Source organism: uncultured Microbacterium sp. (genome assembly GCF_947489255.1).
In the GTDB taxonomy this organism is placed as follows: domain Bacteria; phylum Actinomycetota; class Actinomycetes; order Actinomycetales; family Microbacteriaceae; genus Microbacterium; species Microbacterium phycohabitans.
This window is the reverse complement of record NZ_CANLCY010000001.1, coordinates 187,985-202,682: the sequence shown is the minus strand read 5'-3', so window position 1 is coordinate 202,682 and position 14,698 is coordinate 187,985. Positions and strand designations below refer to the sequence as shown.

Sequence of the window (14,698 nt, the reverse complement as noted above, 5' to 3'; positions counted from 1 at the left end):
CGCGGTCGGTTCCGTAGCCTTGAGGGCATGACCCGTGCCGCCCGCCTGCGCGACGATCTCGTCGCCCGCATCGACGGCACCGGCTTCGGCGCGCACGGGATCCACGTGAGAGTCGGTGATGACACCGCGGGGCACCGCTGGGCGCCCGACGTGCGCGAGGAGATCCACTCGGTCGCCAAGGCGGTCGCGGTGCTGGCCGCGGGTATCGCGGCCGACGAGGGGCTCGTGTCGCTCGACGAGCCGGTCGCGTGTCTCCTCCCCGGCACGGCGGCCGACGACGTGACCGTGCGTCACCTGCTGTCGATGTCGAGCGGCATCGACCTGCCGTGGTCGGAGACGATGATGACCGACTGGCCCGACCTGTCCGCCGAGTTCCTCTCGCGCCCATCAAGCGGTCGCGTCTTCCAGTACTCCAACGCCAGCACGTACACGGCCATGCATGCTCTGTCGCAGCGCACCGGTGACGTCGAGGATTACCTGCGCCCGCGCCTGTTCATCCCCCTGGGCCTTGCCGACGTCTCCTGGCGGAGGTGCCCGAACGGGCGGGTGCTCGGCGGCGAGGGGATCGCCCTGCGCACCGAGGAGATGGCGCGCCTGGGCCTGCTCATCCGCGATCGAGGAGTCTGGAACGGGCGCGTCCTCGTCTCGCCCGGAACCGTGGATGCCATGCACTCCGGGTGGATCGACACCGGCAGCGCCGGCGACGGGTACCGCCACTACGCCCTCTCCGGCTGGGAGGGTCCGGGCGGCGCGTGGCGCCTGCACGGCGCCTACGGACAGCTGGTCGTCTTCGTCGACGATGCCGTCGTCACGATCTCCGCCGACGACCACGCCGGCGCGGACGCCGTGGCCGCCTTCATCGCCCGGATCGCTGCCCGATGAATCATTTTCCGAATATCGGGAATGCGGCATCCGAGGCAGTCGTTGGTCACGTTCCAGCGACCAGTGGTTGAACGACCTGCGCGTCAGATTGCGCAGCGGCCCGAGTGCGCGTAGTGTCGCGCGCCGTGACTGACGAAAGTCGCGTTGACGGCGAAGAGACGCCGATCGCGAAACGCATCCTGATCGGCGAGCCCCTCACCTCCGAGAAACTCGACGAGCAGCTCCTCCCCAAGAAGATGGCGTTGCCCATCTTCGCCTCCGACGCCCTCTCCTCCGTGGCCTACGCCCCGCAGGAGTTGCTGATGATCCTCCTCATCGGCGGGACGGCTCTGCTGACCCTCAGCCCGTGGGTCGCGGTGGCGGTCGTGGTGCTGCTGGTCGTGGTGGTGCTCAGCTACCGTCAGCTCATCAAGGCCTACCCCTCGGGCGGTGGCGACTACGAGGTCGCCAGCAAGAACCTCGGCGAAGTACCGGGTGTCGTCGTGGCGGCGGCCCTGCTCGTCGACTACGTGCTCACGGTCGCCGTGTCGGTGGCATCCGGAGTCGACAACATCATCTCGGCGCTCCCCGAGCTCAACCCCTTCCGGGTGGAGATCGCGGTCGGCTTCGTCATCCTCATCGTCATCGTCAACCTCCGCGGCGTGCGCGAGGCCTCGAGCGTCTTCGCGATCCCCACCTACCTCTTCATCGGGTCGGTCGGACTGATGATCGTCGTGGGCCTCGGCCGCACCTTCCTCGGATTCGCCCCCGTCGCCTCGAGCGCCCAGTACGAGGTGCAGGCCGAATCGCTGACGCAGGCCGCGCTGATCCTGCTCGTGCTGCGCGCGTTCTCGAGCGGCTGTTCCGCCCTCACGGGCGTCGAGGCCGTGTCGAACGGCGTGCCCGCGTTCCGGATGCCGAAGATCCGCAACGCCCAGACGACGCTGACGATGATGGGCGGCATCGCCATCGTCCTGTTCGTCGGCCTCACCGCTCTCGCGCTCATCTCGGGCGTGCACTACGCCGAGAACCCCTGCAACCTCATCGGCTTCGACTGCGCCAACAACCCGCAGCCGAGCCTCATGGCGCAGGTCGCCGCCGCGACCTTCGGCATGGGCAGCATCCCGTTCTTCGTCATCCAGGCCGCCACCGCGTGCGTGCTGCTGCTCGCGGCCAACACCGCCTTCAACGGCTTCCCCCTGCTGGGGTCGGTGCTCGCGCGCGACGGCTACGCCCCGAAGGCCCTCAACACCCGCGGCGACCGCCTCGTGTACTCGAACGGCATGATCATCCTCGGCATCGTCGCCATCGGCGTGCTCGTGGTCTACCAGGCGAACCTCACCACGCTGATCCAGCTCTACATCATCGGCGTCTTCGTGTCGTTCTCGCTCGGCCAGATCGGCATGGTCCGGCACTGGCGCCGCGCACTGCGGGGGCTGAAGACGCTCTCGCCCGAGGCCGCGAAGCAGCAGTCCGCGGCGATCGAGCGCCGCTCGGCCATCTCGGGCCTGTGGATCAACTCCGTCGGCGCCGGCATGACCGTGCTCGTGCTGCTCATCGTGACCATCACGAAGTTCACGCACGGCGCGTGGCTGGTCTTCATCGCCATCCCGATCCTCGCGGTGCTGATGATCGGCGTGAACCGCTACTACCGCGACGTCGAGCACGAGATCCGCATGGACGACGACGTGCACTTCGGCTCGTCGGGCGACGTGGCCATCGTGCTGGTCAACCGCCTTCAGAAGCCCGTCATGAAGGCGATCGACTACGCCCTCGCGGCCAACCACGACAAGACTCTCGCCGTGCACGTCGCGATCACCGACGAGGATGCCGCGAAGCTCCAGAAGGAGTGGGCGGAGCACGACCTCCCCCTGCCCCTCGTGATCATCGACTCCCCGTACCGCACCTACAGCTCGCCGGTGTCGACCTTCATCAAGAAGTACCGCGAGAACAACGGCTCGGCCGTCGTGACGGTGTACCTGCCGCAGTTCATCGTCGGGCATTGGTGGGAGTCGATCCTGCACAACCGACGCTCCCGCCGCCTCGCGCAGCAGCTCATGCTGGTGCACGGCGTCTCGATCACGCTGGTGCCGTGGCTGCTGGACTCCTCGGAGCTCATCTACGGCCGCCGCTCGCGGCCCCTGCCCGGCCAGCAGCGCAGTGGTCGGCCCGTCGCCGAGGTGCCGGCGACCAAGTCGAAGAAGACGCCGCCCGGTTCGGCATCCTGAGCCCCGTCCGAACGCCCTCGCCCGCGCGGCGGGGGCGTTCGGCGTTCCGCGACGCGGGCCTTCGGCATCCGGTGGACCGGAGCGCGGTCGAGTGTCCAGAAAACCCGGACGCGTTCGAAAAACGTCCGGGTGTTCTGGACACTCGGCTGTGGGATGGGGAGGGCGCGCGTCAGTCGGTCGGCCGCTGCCGCATCCGCTTCACGTCGGTGCGGCGCTGCTTGGCCTTCAGGCGCCGCTCCTTCGACCCGCGGGTGGGCTTCGTCGCGCGACGCGGCGGCGCCGGCGGCCGCACCGCCTCGGCCACGAGGGCGGCGAGGCGGGCACGTGCGGCGTCGCGGTTGCGCAGCTGAGCGCGCTCCTCCGACGCCGCGATCGTGATGACGCCGTCGACCAGGCGGTGGCCGAGCCGTTCGAAGACACGCTCGCGCTGCACCGTCGACAGGACGGCGGATGCCGCGGCATCCCACATCAACTCCACCCGGGAGTCCGCGGTGTTCACGCCCTGACCGCCCGGACCCGACGAGCGCGAGAACCGCCACGACAGCTCGGCCGCCGGGATGGTGAGTCCCGCGGTCACGCGCACGTCCATGTCGGCCATGCCTCCATCATGCGCGGTCGGCGCGCAACTCCTGCAGAATCGGCGTCCCGACGGTTTCGGCTCCTGTGGAGGCACGCCATGCAGGAGTTGTGCACCGCGACCCGCGCGGCCGGCGGTTCCAGCGACCCCGTAAGCACTCCGTATGCGTCCGTCAGCGATCCGTAGGGAAAGCGTTAGGGCCCGAGGATGCCGCGCCCCGGCGGAGTTGTATCGACACACGTGCCGCCCCGCGGCGCCCGCGGTGCTGCCGCGGTTGTGTATCCGAACCTGGAGTCGTCGTGCTCGATGCCGTCTTCCTCGCCGCGACCGTCGCGCTGTTCGCGCTGGTCGCCCTCGTCGCCAAGGGGGTCGAGAAGCTGGGCCCCGACGCCCGTTCCTCGGCGCCCCGCACTCGGACGCGAGGGGGCGACCGGCCGTGATCTTCTTCTCCATCCTCGCCGCGGTCCTCGCGGTCGCCGCCGTGGTGTACCTCGTGGTCGCCCTCGTCCGTCCCGAGAAGTTCTGACCCATGGATGCCGGAACCCTCTGGTCGATCGTCCTGACCAGCCTCACCCTCATCGTCGCCCTGGGCCTGGCGTACCGCCCCCTCGGTGACTACATCGCCCGCATCTACACCGGCGAGCGCGATCTCGCCGTCGAGCGCGGGCTCTACCGCCTGATCGGCGTCGACGCGCGCAGCGCCCAGACGTGGCAGGCCTACCTGCGCTCCGTCCTGCTGTTCTCGGTCGTCGGCGTGGTCTTCGTCTACGCGCTGATGCGCCTGCAGCCGGTGCTGCCGTTCGCGCTGAGGCTCGAGGCCCCGAGCGAAGCACTGTCGTTCAACACCGCCGTCTCGTTCGTCACCAACACCAACTGGCAGTCGTACGCGGGCGAGTCCACCCTGGGCTACACGGTGCAGTTCGCCGCGCTCACGGTGCAGAACTTCGTCTCGGCCGCCGTCGGCATCGCCGTCGCGGTCGCCCTGGTGCGCGGCTTCGCGTACCGCCGCAGCGGCGTGATCGGCAACTTCTGGGTCGATCTCGCGCGCGGCACGTTCCGCCTGCTGCTGCCGTTCGCGGTCATCGCGGCCGTCGTGCTGCTCGCGGGCGGCGTCGTGCAGAACCTCACCGGGTTCACGGATGCCACGACCCTCACGGGTGCGGCCCAGTCGATCCCGGGCGGGCCGGTGGCATCCCAGGAGGCGATCAAGCTGCTCGGCACCAACGGTGGCGGCTTCTTCAACGTCAACTCCGCGCACCCGTTCGAGAACCCGACCCCGTGGACGAACCTCTTCGAGATCTTCCTCATGCTGGTGATCCCGTTCTCGCTCCCCCGCACCTTCGGCCGCATGGTCGGCGACGACCGCCAGGGCTACACGATCCTCGGCGTGATGGCGGCGATCTTCGTGGCATCCACCGCTCTGCTCACGTGGGCCGAGACGGTCGGCGCGGGAACCGCGCCGGGGCTGGCCGGCGCGGCGATGGAGGGCAAGGAGGTGCGCTTCGGCATCTTCGGCTCGACGCTGTTCGGCTCGACGAGCACGCTCACCTCGACCGGTGCCGTCAACTCGATGCACGACAGCTACACGGCGTTGGGCGGCATGATGCCGATGATCAACATGATGCTCGGCGAGGTCGCCCCCGGCGGCGTCGGCTCGGGCCTGTACGGCATGCTGATCCTCGCCGTGATCGCCGTGTTCGTCGGCGGACTGCTGATCGGCCGCACGCCGGAGTACCTCGGCAAGAAGATCGGGCCGCGCGAGATCAAGCTCGCGAGCCTCTACATCCTCGTCACGCCCACCCTGGTGCTCGCCGGCACCGCGCTGAGCTTCGGCATCCCCGCCATCCGCTCCGACGTCGAGTCGACGTCGATCTGGAACCCCGGCGTGCACGGACTCAGCGAGGTGCTCTACGCCTTCACCTCGGCGGCGAACAACAACGGCTCCGCATTCGCGGGCCTCACCGCCAACACCCCGTGGTTCAACACCGCGCTCGGGGTGGCGATGCTGCTCGGCCGGTTCCTACCGATCGTGTTCGTGCTGGCCCTGGCCGGTGCCCTCGCAGCCCAGGATGCCGTGCCCGCGACCGTCGGGACGCTGCCGACGCACCGCCCGCAGTTCGCGGGCCTGCTCGCCGGTGTCGCCGTGATCGTCACCGCTCTGACCTACTTCCCCGTCCTCACTCTCGGACCCCTCGCTGAAGGACTGACCCGCTGATGTCCACCCTCACCCACGCTCCCCACCCGTCGGCCCCCGAGCCCGTCGAAGGGTCCGGCGCCCCCGCCCCGCGCCGCGCGTTCAGCGCCGCGCAGATCGTCGCCGCCCTCCCCGGCGCGGCGAAGAAGCTCAACCCCGCCGCCCAGTGGCGCAACCCCGTCATGTTCCTCGTGTGGGTGGGCGCGGCGCTGACAACGCTCATCGCGATCGCCGAGCCGTTCCTCGGGGACGCTTCGACGGGCTCAGCGTCCGACCAGCAGCTGCCGTTCGGGTTCACCTGGGGCATCGCCGTCTGGCTGTGGCTCACGGTGTTCTTCGCGAACATCGCCGAGTCGGTCGCCGAGGGCCGCGGCAAAGCGCAGGCCGCGACCCTGCGCAAGACCCGCACGACCACCTCGGCCCGCCGCGTCGTGTCGTACGACGCCACGGCCGACCCCGCGGCATCCGGAGCCTCCACCGAGGACGTGCCCTCGGGCGACCTCCGCGTCGGCGACATCGTGCTGGTGGAGACCGGCGAGCTCATCCCCGGCGACGGCGACATCGTCCACGGCATCGCGACGGTCGACGAGTCGGCGATCACGGGCGAGTCGGCCCCGGTCGTGCGCGAGTCGGGCGGCGACCGCAGCGCCGTCACCGGCGGGACGCGCGTGCTGAGCGACCGCATCGTCGTGAAGATCACGTCGAAGCCCGGTGAAACGTTCGTCGATCGCATGATCGCCCTCGTCGAGGGCGCCTCGCGCCAGCGCACGCCCAACGAGATCGCGCTGAACATCCTGCTGGCGAGCCTGTCGATCGTGTTCGTGGTCGTGGTGCTCGTGCTGAACCCGATCGCCTCGTACGCGGCATCGCCCGTCTCGATCCCCGTGCTCGTGGCGCTGCTCGTGTGCCTCATCCCGACGACGATCGGCGCGCTGCTCAGCGCGATCGGCATCGCGGGCATGGACCGGCTCGTGCAGCGCAACGTCCTGGCCATGTCGGGCCGCGCGGTCGAGGCCGCGGGAGACGTCACCACTCTGCTGCTGGATAAGACCGGAACGATCACCTACGGCAACCGCCGCGCCTCCGCCTTCGTCGCCATGAAGGGCGTCGGCGGCCCGGAGCTCGCGGAGTACGCCTCGCTGTCGTCGCAGGCCGACCCCACGCCCGAGGGCGTGTCGGTGGTCGAGCTGGCGGCCGCGCAGGGCATCGTCGCCGAGATGCCCCGCGGGGCCGAGCCGGTTCCGTTCACGGCGCAGACGCGCATGTCGGGGCTCGACCTCGTCGACGGCACGCAGGTGCGAAAGGGCGCCGCGTCGGCCGTGGTGGCCTGGCTCGCGGCATCCGGTTCCCCCGTCCCCGAGGCGCTGCGGGCGCAGCTGCAGAGCGCGACGGATGCCATCTCGCAGTCGGGCGGCACGCCCCTGGTCGTCGCGACCTGGACTCCGGCGGGACGCCCGGTGGCTTCGACGGGCTCAGCCACCTCCGCTGCAACCGAGGTCCCTGAGCCTGTCGAAGGGACCGGCACCCCGCAGCTCCCGGTGGCGGTCGGCGTCGGCCGCGTGCTCGGCGTCATCCACCTCAAGGACGTCGTCAAAGACGGGCTGCGCGAGCGCTTCGGCGAGCTGCGGGCCATGGGCATCCGCACCGTGATGATCACGGGCGACAACCCGCTCACCGCCAAGGCGATCGCCGCCGAGGCCGGAGTCGACGACTTCCTCGCCGAAGCCACCCCCGAAGACAAGCTCGCCCTCATCCAGCGCGAGCAGGAGGGCGGCAATCTCGTCGCGATGACCGGCGACGGCACCAACGACGCCCCCGCCCTGGCGCAGGCCGACGTGGGCGTGGCGATGAACACGGGCACCTCGGCCGCGAAGGAGGCCGGCAACATGGTCGACCTCGATTCCGACCCGACCAAGCTCATCGACATCGTGCGCATCGGCAAGCAGCTGCTCATCACGCGCGGCGCGCTGACGACGTTCTCGCTCGCGAACGACATCGCGAAGTACTTCGCGATCATCCCGGCGATGTTCATGGGCGTGTTCCCCGGACTCGCCGTGCTGAACGTCATGGGCCTGCACTCGCCGGCATCCGCCGTCACCAGCGCGATCATCTTCAACGCGATCGTCATCATCGTGCTCATCCCCCTCGCCCTGCGCGGCGTGAAGTACCGCGCTGCGAGCGCGTCGAGCATCCTCAGCCGCAACCTGCTCGTCTACGGGCTCGGCGGCGTCATCGTCCCCTTCATCGGCATCAAGCTCATCGACCTCGTCGTGAGCCTGCTCCCCGGCTTCTGAAAGGCCCCCTCATGCGCACCACCCTGCGTACCGCCGGCGTCGCCGTCCGCGCGATGCTCGTCTTCACCGTCCTGCTCGGCGTCGGCTACATGCTCGTCATCACCGCCGTCGGACAGGTCGCCCTCCCCTTCCAGGCCAACGGCTCGCTCGTGCGCTCGGCCGACGGGCAGGTCGCGGGCTCGCAGCTGATCGGTCAGTCCTTCACGGATGCCGACGGCGCGGCGCTGCCGGAGTACTTCCAGTCGCGTCCCTCCGCCGCCGGCGACGGCTACGACTCCGCCGCCTCGAGCGGATCGAACCTCGGCCCCGAGAACGACGACCTCATCTCCTCGATCGAGGAGCGTCAGGCGGCGTCCCGCGAGCTCGACGGCTCCGGGTCGATCCCCGCCGACGCCCTGACCGCCTCGGGCTCGGGCCTCGACCCCGACATCTCCGTCGCGAACGCGCAGCGCCAGGCGGCGCGGGTCGCCGAGGCCCGCGGCATCCCGGTCTCCGACGTCGAGGCGCTCGTGCAGCAGCACGTGCAGTCCCGCGACCTGGGCTACCTGGGCGAGGCCCGCGTGAACGTGCTCGAGCTCAATCGCGCGCTCGACGCGCTCTGACGACGAGAATCAGGAACATGCGTCTGTCACCCGCCGCCGTCGCGCCTCTCGCGCGGCGGCGGCGCCGTGCGCCGGAAGCGAGCGCGGAGCGTGTCGACGCGGCCGCGGGGGCCACGGTCCCTCCGACAGGCTCAGGGACCTGGGTTCCGATCGAGCCGACTGCCCACCAGGTGGCTGAGCCCGTCGAAACCACCGCGACCCCACCCACGCCGGTCCCTTCGACAGGCTCAGGGACCTTACGCCGCGCGGGGTCACCCTCGCGCGAGGGAGGCGCATCGTGAAGCGCGGGCGGCTGCGCGTGCTGCTGGGCATGGCGCCGGGCGTCGGCAAGACGTACGAGATGCTCGAGGAGGGCCGCCGGCTCCGCGACGAGGGACGCGACGTCGTGATCGCCGTCGTCGAGACGCACGGTCGCGCCGCCACCGCCGCCCAGGCCGAGGGGCTCGAGGTCGTCGCCCGGCGAACCGTCGCCCACCGCGGGGTCGCGCTGGACGAGATGGACCTGGATGCCGTGCTCGACCGGCATCCGCAGATCGCCCTCGTCGACGAGCTCGCGCACACCAATGCGCCCGGCTCGCGCAACGACAAGCGCTGGATCGACGTCGAGGAGCTGCTCGCGGCGGGCGTCGACGTCATCACGACCGTCAACGTGCAGCACATCGCCTCCCTCAACGACGTCGTCGAGAAGATCACGGGCGTCGTGCAACGCGAGACGGTCCCGGATGCCGTGGTGCGCGCGGCCGACCAGATCGAGGTCGTCGACCTCGCACCCCAGTCGCTGCGCGATCGCCTGGCCGCGGGCTCCGTGTACCCCGCCGAGCGCATCGACGCGGCCCTGTCGAACTACTTCCGCCTCGGCAACCTCACGGCGCTGCGCGAGCTCGCCCTGCTGTGGCTGGCCGACGAGGTCGACTCCGCTCTGCAGCGCTACCGCTCGGAGCACGGCATCGAGGGGTCGTGGCAGGCGCGCGAGCGCGTGGTCGTGGCCCTCACCGGCGGACCGGAGGGCGAGACGCTGCTGCGCCGCGGCGCGCGCATCGCCGCGCGGTCGGCGGGTGGCGAGCTGCTCGCCGTGCACGTGTCGACGCAGGACGGCCTGCGCGCGAGCGCCCCCGGGGCCCTCGCCGAGCAGCGCGCGCTCGTCGAGACGCTCGGCGGAACGTATCACCAGGTGGTCGGCGACGACCCCGCCACCGCGCTCGTCGACTTCGCCCGGTCGGTCAACGCCTCGCAGCTCGTCATCGGCGTGAGCCGCCGCGGTCGGGTGGCGGCCGCCCTCACCGGTCCCGGCATCGGCGCGACCGTCATCCGTCTCTCCGGCGACATCGACGTGCACATCGTCAACCACGCGCGCGCCGGCGGTCGGTTCGCCCTCCCCCGCCTCACCGGTCCCGCGCTCAGCGCGAAGCGTCGCATCCTGGGCTTCGTCACCGCGCTCGTGGGCGGACCGCTCATCTCCCTGCTGCTGCTGTCGACCGGCACCGACGACTCCGTCGCCGCCGACGTGCTCGTCTATCAGCTGCTCGTCGTGATCGTGGCGCTGATCGGCGGGATCTGGCCCGCGGTGTTCGCGGCCGTGCTGTCGGGTGTCACGTTGAACTTCCTCTTCATCGAGCCGCTCTACACCGTGACCATCAGCAATCCTGCCAACGCGATCGCCCTCGCGCTCTACGTGATCATCGCGACGCTCGTGAGCGTCGTCGTGGATCAGGCCGCCCGGCGCGCCCGTGCGGCCCGCCGTGCCGCCGCCGAGGCGGAGCTGCTCGCCACCGTGGCCGGTAGCGTCCTGCGCGGCGAGAGCGCCGTGCCGGCTCTGGTGAGCCGCGCCCGCGAGGCGTTCGGGCTCGCGGGGGTGCGGCTCGTGGCATCCGATGGGTCGACGCTGGCCACCGACGGCGAACCCGTCCGCGACGGCCGCTCGACCATCGTGTCCGTGGGCAACGACCGCGCGCGCCTCGAGCTCCACGGCAGCGACCTGGATGCCGGCGAGAGGCGCCTGCTCGACGTCGTCGTCGCACAGCTCGCCGCCGCCCTCGAGCGCACCGACCTGGCCGAGACCGCCGCCGAGGCCGGGGCCCTCGCCGAGACCGACCAGGTGCGCAGCGCCCTGCTCTCGGCCGTCAGCCACGACCTGCGCCGCCCGCTCGCCGCCGCCGTCGCCAGCCTCGGGGGCCTGCGCGCCGCGGGCGACAACCTCTCGGCCGACGACCGCCGCGAGCTGCTCGAGACCGCCGACGAGAGCCTCGCGACCCTGTCGGTGCTCGTGACCGACCTGCTCGACGTCAGTCGCGTGCAGGCCGGCGTGCTCGCGGTGTCGCTCACGGCGGTGGATGCCGCCGGGGTCGTGCTCACCGCGCTCGACGAGCTCGACCTGGGCCCGGATGCCGTGGAGCTCGCCCTCGATCCCGACCTCCCCGCCCTGCGCGCCGACCCGGTGCTGCTGCAGCGCGTGCTCGTGAACGTGCTGACCAACGCCGAGCGCTACACGCCCGAGGGTCGACGCGTGCGCATCGCGACGAGCCGTCTGGGCGGCACCGCCGAGATCCGCGTGATCGACCATGGCCCGGGCATCGCCGCCGAACGCCGCGAGGACATGTTCTCGCCGTTCCAGCGCCTCGGCGACACCGACAACACCGCGGGCCTCGGCCTGGGCCTCGCCCTCTCCCGCGGCTTCGCCGAGGGCATGGGCGGAACCCTCACCCCCGAGGACACCCCCGGCGGCGGGCTCACGATGGTCATCGCGCTGCCGGTCTCCGACGAGGGCCCCGCCGACGACCCGTACACCGGCGTCGCCGAGCCCGCGTCCACGCCCGCACCGCGGCCCGCGGCATCCGGAACCCGAGAGGACGCCCCGTGAAGGTCCTGATCGCCGACGACGACCCGCAGCTCGTCCGCGCCCTGCGCATCACCCTCGCCGCCCACGGCTACGACGTGGTCGCCGCCGCCGACGGCGCCGCGGCGATCACGCTGGCCGCCCAAGCGCATCCCGACATCGTGCTGCTCGACCTCGGGATGCCGCACCTCGACGGCGTGCAGGTGATCGAGGCCCTGCGCGGCTGGACCACGGCGCCGATCATCGTCGTCTCGGGCCGCACGGGCTCGGCCGACAAGGTCGAGGCCCTCGACGCCGGTGCCGACGACTACGTCACCAAGCCGTTCCAGATCGACGAGCTGCTGGCGCGTCTGCGGGTGCACGCGCGGCGGTCGGTCCCGGCATCCGGAGACGCGGTCGTGCGCTTCGGCGACGTCGAGGTCGACCTGTCGGCGAAGGCGGTGCTGCGCGGCGGCGTCCGGGTGCACATGACCCCGACGGAGTGGCGGATGCTGGAGTTCCTGGCCCGCAACCCCGGCTCGCTCGTGACGCGCCAGACGCTGCTCAAAGAGATCTGGGCGAGCGAGCAGGTCGCCGACAGCGGCTACCTGCGGCTGTACATGTCGCAACTGCGCAAGAAGCTCGAGGCCGACCCGTCGAACCCGGCGCACCTGCTCACAGAGCAGGGGATGGGGTATCGGCTGGTGGTGTGAGGTCGAGCCCAGCGGAGGGTGGGATCGACCTGGGGCGCGGAGTCATCGGGAGGTCCCCCGCGGTGCTGTCGACGTCCCCGGGGAGGTCGACTCAGCGGAATCAACACCCTCGGGGACTGCTCCGCGTGCTCGGGAGCGCCCCGGTTACTCTGGAGCCATGATGACAGAGAACGCGGGCGCGATCGGCATCGGCTACGAGGGGAAAAACCTCGCCGAGCTGATCGAGAACCTGCGTGCGATGGGCGTCGCGGTTCTGATCGACGTCCGGTTGAACGCCATCTCCCGAAAGGCCGGTCTCTCCAAGCGTGCTCTCAGCGCGGCCCTGGCCGAGAACGGGATCGAGTATCGCCACAAGCCCGAACTCGGCAATCCCAGAGACAACCGCGCGGGGTTCGGTGAGGACTGGAACACCCCGGAGGGCCGCGCGGCGCGAGCGACTTACAACACGTCCATCGCCACCGAGGCCGGCGCTGCCGCGGTGGCCGAGCTCGCGGACCTGGCGAGGCACAAGAGGATCGCGCTGCTCTGTTTCGAGGCGTCTGAGCTCCACTGCCATCGCCGAGAGACGCTCGCCGCCGTTCGCTCGCGCCTCATGGAGCTGCTGCCGGCAACTGCGTGAGGTCTCAGAAGAGGGTCACCTTCGAGGCGACGCCCGCGGGGGGCCAGTAAACGCCGAGAACGCTGAACTTGCTTCGCTTGATGGCCGCCTCGAAGTTTCCCATGAAGAATGACGTGGATCGCTTCGGGGAGAACATCATGTCAACGAATCGCTGTTCGACGCGCTCCTTCAGCCGTCCGATCGAGTCGCTGTGGAAGCGGTTCTGAAAAGCGCGGAGCTCCCAATCGAGGTTCTGACCGAAGTGCCCCGGGCAACGTTCTTCGTGGCAGCGATAGCGGTAGCGCAGCTTCACACGCGGAGCACGAAGCTTCGTCGGCTGTGTCGAGGTCCCGAAGACGTCCATCTCCCCCGCTGCCATCGAGCGATCGATCTTCGCCTGCTCCTCGGCGGACCAGCCCGGGTGCTCCTCGAGAGTGAAATCGATCAGTTCGGCGACGGACACCATTCCCAGCGACGGGGCCGCGTGGTCCGTCTCGGCCTCGCTCATCAACCGACATGTGGTCGTCAGAGCCACGTCGTTGATGAACGGGGTGCGCTCCTCCCATCCGTCCAAATGCTGACTGACCCTGATGGACTGGGTGTCAGGAACGTAGCTCTCCTTGCGCGAATCCTGGGTTCTGCGTCGCATGAAGAGCTCGACGATGTCGTATTTGCCGAACTGACTATTGGCGTCGAGCCACCTGAACGGCACGGGATACAGGCGCACCCAATCGTGCTCGCCTGTGTCCACGCGAATGCCGGCCACGCATACCGTGTCGCCGTACTTGGCCGACGGCTGCGGCGCTGCCTTGACCGTCACCAGGATGCGAGCTCGCTCTCCGTTCACCACCATGAGGGCGACTTTATTGGGGGCCTTTCGGATTCTTGTGGCGAGGCATCGGCGTCACATTTTCGCGAACCGGAGTAAATCGACGCCTGAAGAGGGTGAAGTCGCCTGGCGCCGATTCCACCGACCGATACCGCCCTGGGCAGCGGTCACGAGGCATGGAGGTGGCGACGCACCTTTCCTCCCGGGGATCTACGCGTTGAGGAGAAGCTTCACCAGGTGCCCGTCAGAGTGTCGACGAGCGGATGAGTGCAATTCGCGTTCTGTGATCGGCGTACTGAAACCGTCGATCTTCCACCCTCCCGAGCGGCATTCCGGATCTGGGATTTCACCTCTCGGAGGAATGCTCCGAGAAGAATCGTGAGACCGAGAGGTCTTCGGCCTCCACCGCCTCGAACTCCGCCTGAACCCGCGCGCAGCGGCACGCGTAGACGATCGAGTGCAGCAGCATCAGCGCACCTCGCCGACGGTGTGGCATCCGGGGCACGGGACCGCCACGCGATCGCCGACGCGCAGGTCGCCCGGCAGCACGACCGCTCCGCACGAATCGCCGTGCGCGTCGACCACGGCGTACCGCTCGTCGTAGGCACGCGACACCCGGCCGATCAGTCGCGCCTCGCGCCAGATCACGTCGAGACCCGCGACGCACGCGTCGAGCCGCACGGTGTCGGGCGCGGCATCCACCACCGTCGCGACCACCACGGTCGTCGACTGGACCGCGGATGCCACCCCGCCCGACGCCGGGATCACCGCCGGGCCCGTGCACACGCAGGGCGTGCCGCAGATCTCGGCGAAGCGGCCGACCGACATCGCGCGCACGGTGACGTCGTCGAGCGTCGGGGCGGAGCCGGCGGGCCACGCCGCGGCGTCGAACGGCGCCGGGATGCTGGAGCGGAGGGTCGGGAGCAAGGCCGTGAGGGTCATGGCATCCGGTCTACGCCCCCGCCGTCCCGGGATGCGGGGCCCTGACGC

14 protein-coding genes are annotated in these 14,698 nt (G+C 70.3%); 10 read left to right on the top strand and 4 right to left on the bottom strand.

All coding sequences use genetic code 11. The features are described from left to right. The first annotated feature begins 27 nt into the window (after positions 1-27). Both Q0818_RS00995 and Q0818_RS00990 read left to right on the top strand, forming a co-directional pair. Positions 28-882: a serine hydrolase gene (locus Q0818_RS00995; RefSeq protein WP_298870359.1), complete on the top strand. Its 855-nt coding sequence runs from the start codon at positions 28-30 to the stop codon at positions 880-882. 113 nt (positions 883-995) lie between these two features. After that, positions 996-3,089 carry an APC family permease gene (locus Q0818_RS00990; protein WP_298870357.1) on the top strand — a complete coding sequence of 698 codons (2,094 nt, stop codon included), beginning with the start codon at positions 996-998 and terminating at the stop codon, positions 3,087-3,089. 169 nt (positions 3,090-3,258) lie between these two features. Here the strand turns inward: Q0818_RS00990 and arfB are convergent, their stop codons facing one another. Beyond that, the gene (gene arfB, locus Q0818_RS00985; protein WP_298870356.1) at positions 3,259-3,687 is read right to left on the bottom strand and encodes an alternative ribosome rescue aminoacyl-tRNA hydrolase ArfB; all 429 of its coding nucleotides are present in this window, start codon (positions 3,685-3,687) and stop codon (positions 3,259-3,261) included. A gap of 278 nt (positions 3,688-3,965) precedes the next feature. Here arfB and Q0818_RS00980 point away from each other — a divergent pair, with 278 nt between their 5' ends. The 8 genes from Q0818_RS00980 (at position 3,966) to Q0818_RS00945 (ending at position 12,900) form a co-directional block, all read left to right on the top strand. Continuing rightward, positions 3,966-4,106 carry a hypothetical protein gene (locus Q0818_RS00980; RefSeq protein WP_298870355.1) on the top strand — a complete coding sequence of 47 codons (141 nt, stop codon included), beginning with the start codon at positions 3,966-3,968 and terminating at the stop codon, positions 4,104-4,106. Next, the gene (gene kdpF / locus Q0818_RS00975; protein WP_074696280.1) at positions 4,103-4,192 is read left to right on the top strand and encodes a K(+)-transporting ATPase subunit F; all 90 of its coding nucleotides are present in this window, start codon (positions 4,103-4,105) and stop codon (positions 4,190-4,192) included. The genes Q0818_RS00980 and kdpF overlap by 4 nt, the downstream gene beginning before the upstream one ends. A 3-nt stretch (positions 4,193-4,195) precedes the next feature. Then, entirely contained in the window at positions 4,196-5,881 is a 1,686-nt protein-coding gene (kdpA, locus tag Q0818_RS00970; RefSeq protein ID WP_298870353.1) for a potassium-transporting ATPase subunit KdpA, read from the top strand. Beyond that, positions 5,881-8,154 (top strand): potassium-transporting ATPase subunit KdpB, encoded by a 2,274-nt coding sequence (kdpB, locus tag Q0818_RS00965; RefSeq protein WP_298870352.1) that lies wholly within the window; start codon positions 5,881-5,883, stop codon positions 8,152-8,154. The genes kdpA and kdpB overlap by 1 nt, the downstream gene beginning before the upstream one ends. A gap of 11 nt (positions 8,155-8,165) precedes the next feature. Next, the gene (gene kdpC, locus Q0818_RS00960) at positions 8,166-8,756 is read left to right on the top strand and encodes a K(+)-transporting ATPase subunit C (protein WP_298870350.1); all 591 of its coding nucleotides are present in this window, start codon (positions 8,166-8,168) and stop codon (positions 8,754-8,756) included. 277 nt (positions 8,757-9,033) lie between these two features. After that, positions 9,034-11,613, top strand: a complete 2,580-nt coding sequence (locus tag Q0818_RS00955; RefSeq protein WP_298870348.1) for a DUF4118 domain-containing protein — start codon at positions 9,034-9,036, stop codon at positions 11,611-11,613. Further along, positions 11,610-12,281 carry a response regulator gene (locus Q0818_RS00950; protein ID WP_298870347.1) on the top strand — a complete coding sequence of 224 codons (672 nt, stop codon included), beginning with the start codon at positions 11,610-11,612 and terminating at the stop codon, positions 12,279-12,281. Before Q0818_RS00955 ends, Q0818_RS00950 begins: the two co-directional genes overlap by 4 nt. Before the next feature lie 157 nt (positions 12,282-12,438). Then, positions 12,439-12,900 carry a DUF488 family protein gene (locus Q0818_RS00945; RefSeq protein ID WP_298870345.1) on the top strand — a complete coding sequence of 154 codons (462 nt, stop codon included), beginning with the start codon at positions 12,439-12,441 and terminating at the stop codon, positions 12,898-12,900. A 4-nt stretch (positions 12,901-12,904) separates the two neighbouring features. On the opposite strand, the gene Q0818_RS00940 is transcribed toward Q0818_RS00945, so the two are convergent. The 3 genes from Q0818_RS00940 to Q0818_RS00930 all read right to left on the bottom strand — a co-directional run bounded on the left by Q0818_RS00940 (position 12,905) and on the right by Q0818_RS00930 (position 14,650). Then, positions 12,905-13,732, bottom strand: a complete 828-nt coding sequence (locus Q0818_RS00940; RefSeq protein ID WP_298870343.1) for a hypothetical protein — start codon at positions 13,730-13,732, stop codon at positions 12,905-12,907. Positions 13,733-14,054: 322 nt separating this feature from the next. Next, positions 14,055-14,177 carry a hypothetical protein gene (locus Q0818_RS00935; RefSeq protein WP_298870341.1) on the bottom strand — a complete coding sequence of 41 codons (123 nt, stop codon included), beginning with the start codon at positions 14,175-14,177 and terminating at the stop codon, positions 14,055-14,057. After that, positions 14,177-14,650, bottom strand: coding sequence for a hypothetical protein (locus tag Q0818_RS00930; RefSeq protein ID WP_298870339.1), 474 nt, complete (start codon positions 14,648-14,650; stop codon positions 14,177-14,179). Before Q0818_RS00930 ends, Q0818_RS00935 begins: the two co-directional genes overlap by 1 nt. Positions 14,651-14,698: the final 48 nt, after the last annotated feature.